Origin of the sequence: Colwellia ponticola, assembly GCF_005885605.1 — a bacterium.
In the GTDB taxonomy this organism is placed as follows: domain Bacteria; phylum Pseudomonadota; class Gammaproteobacteria; order Enterobacterales; family Alteromonadaceae; genus Colwellia; species Colwellia ponticola.
This window is the reverse complement of record NZ_SZVP01000027.1, coordinates 1-3,411: the sequence shown is the minus strand read 5'-3', so window position 1 is coordinate 3,411 and position 3,411 is coordinate 1. Positions and strand designations below refer to the sequence as shown.

Annotated in this window: 1 rRNA gene; it reads right to left on the bottom strand. The window is 48.0% G+C overall.

Annotated elements, in window-relative coordinates:
• Positions 1–148 precede the first annotated feature (148 nt).
• Positions 149–3,041, bottom strand: a 23S ribosomal RNA gene (locus tag FCS21_RS15625).
• Positions 3,042–3,411 lie beyond the last annotated feature (370 nt).

Below are 3,411 nucleotides of genomic sequence, written 5' to 3'. Positions count from 1 at the left end.
GAAAGCTTTGCTCATTGAGCGATAAATATCGTTTGGTTTTCTTTAGTCAAGTAACACGCAGTACGTGATTTTACATTTTCATGTCTTTGTCAGTCTTCACACAATCTCTTTGCAATTCACTATCTCAGCAAAACTACTTGGGTGTTGTATGGTTAAGCCTCACGGGTAATTAGTATCAGTTAGCTCAATGCCTCGCAGCACTTACACACCTGACCTATCAACGTTGTAGTCTCCAACGGCCCTTTAGGGAGCTTAAAGCTCCAGTGAGAACTCATCTCAAAGCCTGCTTCCCGCTTAGATGCTTTCAGCGGTTATCAGTTCCGAACGTAGCTACCGGGCAATGCCATTGGCATGACAACCCGAACACCAGTGGTTCGTCCACTCCGGTCCTCTCGTACTAGGAGCAGCCCTCTTCAATTCTCAAACGCCCACGGCAGATAGGGACCGAACTGTCTCACGACGTTCTAAACCCAGCTCGCGTACCACTTTAAATGGCGAACAGCCATACCCTTGGGACCGACTTCAGCCCCAGGATGTGATGAGCCGACATCGAGGTGCCAAACACCGCCGTCGATATGAACTCTTGGGCGGTATCAGCCTGTTATCCCCGGAGTACCTTTTATCCGTTGAGCGATGGCCCTTCCATACAGAACCACCGGATCACTATGACCTACTTTCGTACCTGCTCGACGTGTCTGTCTCGCAGTTAAGCTGGCTTATGCCATTGCACTAACCGTACGATGTCCGACCGTACTTAGCCAACCTTCGTGCTCCTCCGTTACTCTTTGGGAGGAGACCGCCCCAGTCAAACTACCCACCAGACAGTGTCCCCAAGCCGGATTACGGCCCTAGGTTAGAACATCACGCATACAAGGGTGGTATTTCAAGAGTGGCTCCACTTCATCTGGCGACAAAGTTTCAACGCCTCCCACCTATCCTACACATGTAGGAGCAATGTTCACTGTCAAGCTATAGTAAAGGTTCACGGGGTCTTTCCGTCTAGCCGCGGGTATACGGCATCTTAACCGCAAATTCAATTTCACTGAGTCTCGGGTGGAGACAGTGTGGCCATGATTACGCCATTCGTGCAGGTCGGAACTTACCCGACAAGGAATTTCGCTACCTTAGGACCGTTATAGTTACGGCCGCCGTTTACCGGGGCTTCGATCATGAGCTTCGTCCGAGGACTAACCCAATCAATTAACCTTCCGGCACCGGGCAGGCGTCACACCGTATACGTCATCTTTCGATTTTGCACAGTGCTGTGTTTTTAATAAACAGTTCCAGCCACCTGGTTACTTCGACTACTCTTAGCTTACACCGCAAGGGCTTCACCATGAGTAGCGTACCTTCTCCCGAAGTTACGGTACTATTTTGCCTAGTTCCTTCACCCGAGTTCTCTCAAGCGCCTTAGTATTCTCTACCTAACCACCTGTGTCGGTTTGGGGTACGGTTCCTATATATCTGAAGCTTAGAAGCTTTTCCTGGAAGCATGGCATCAATGACTTCAATTCCGTAGAATCTCGTCTCGTATCTCAGCCTTAAGAAGACCCGGATTTACCTAAGTCTTCAGCCTACATACTTTCACACGGACTACCAACGCCGTGCTCACCTAGCCTACTCCGTCCCTCCTTCGCAATATATAGAAGTACAGAAATATTAATCTGTTTCCCATCGACTACGCGTTTCCGCCTCGCCTTAGGGGCCGACTTACCCTGCCCTGATTAACATGGGACAGGAAACCTTGGTCTTTCGGCGGGGAAGTTTTTCACTCCCCTTATCGTTACTCATGTCAGCATTCGCACTTCTGATACCTCCAGCAAACTTCTCAATTCACCTTCAACGGCTTACAGAACGCTCCCCTACCACTCAGAATAAATTCTGAATCCGCAGCTTCGGTGACTAGTTTAGCCCCGTTACATCTTCCGCGCAGACCGACTCGACTAGTGAGCTATTACGCTTTCTTTAAAGGATGGCTGCTTCTAAGCCAACCTCCTAGCTGTCTATGCCTTTCCACATCGTTTCCCACTTAACTAGTACTTTGGGACCTTAGCTGGCGGTCTGGGTTGTTTCCCTCTTCACAACGGACGTTAGCACCCGCAGTGTGTCTCCCGCATATCACTCATTGGTATTCGGAGTTTGCAAAGGGTTGGTAAGTCGGGATGACCCCCTAGCCTTAACAGTGCTCTACCCCCAATGGTGTTCGTGCGAGGCTCTACCTAAATAGATTTCGGGGAGAACCAGCTATCTCCCGGCTTGATTAGCCTTTCACTCCGACCCACAAGTCATCACCGCATTTTTCAACATACGTGTGTTCGGTCCTCCAGTTGATGTTACTCAACCTTCAACCTGCCCATGGGTAGATCGCCGGGTTTCGGGTCTATACCCTGCAACTAAACGCGCAGTTAACACTCGCTTTCGCTACGGCTCCCCTAATCGGTTAACCTTGCTACAGAATATAAGTCGCTGACCCATTATACAAAAGGTACGCAGTCACCCGACTAAATCGGGCTCCCACTGCTTGTACGTATGCGGTTTCAGGTTCTATTTCACTCCCCTCACAGGGGTTCTTTTCGCCTTTCCCTCACGGTACTGGTTCACTATCGGTCAGTTAGTAGTATTTAGCCTTGGAGGATGGTCCCCCCATATTCAGACAAAGTTTCACGTGCTCCGTCCTACTCGATTTCACTTAAAGGTTGCTTTAGTGTACGGGACTATCACCCTGTATCGTGGTCCTTTCCAGAACCTTCCACTAGCGCCCAATAAGCTTAAGGGCTGATTCGCGTTCGCTCGCCGCTACTAACGAAATCTCGGTTGATTTCTTTTCCTCGGGGTACTTAGATGTTTCAGTTCTCCCGGTTCGCTTCATTACCCTATGTATTCAGATAATGATACCTAGCTTATGCTAGGTGGGTTTCCCCATTCGGACATCGTTGGCTATAACGGTTTTTATCACCTCACCAACGCTTTTCGCAGATTAACACGTCCTTCATCGCCTCTAACTGCCAAGGCATCCACCACATACGCTTAGTCACTTAACCATACAACCCTAAGTAGTCTTTTCAATAAAGAATCAACAACGAAGTACACACCGGAGACTAATCCAGCGTAATTGTAAAGTCTGACATTTTCACGTACTCATTGTTAAACAAGTTTAACAAAGTGAGTTACTTGATAAGACATCTTACTCTTTCGAGTAGTATGAATTCGATAAGACATCCTTGGGGGGATGCCTTACCACCATCAACACATTCACGATAAGAGAATGTATTAACAGCGTGGTATCTATAATCACATAAGCAACAGCGCGACACCGTGCTTACCTTATAAATACCGATATTTATATCAGCTTTCCAGATTGTTAAAGAACTTATCAGTTGCACACATTCGGCAACGATATGGTTTAAAAAA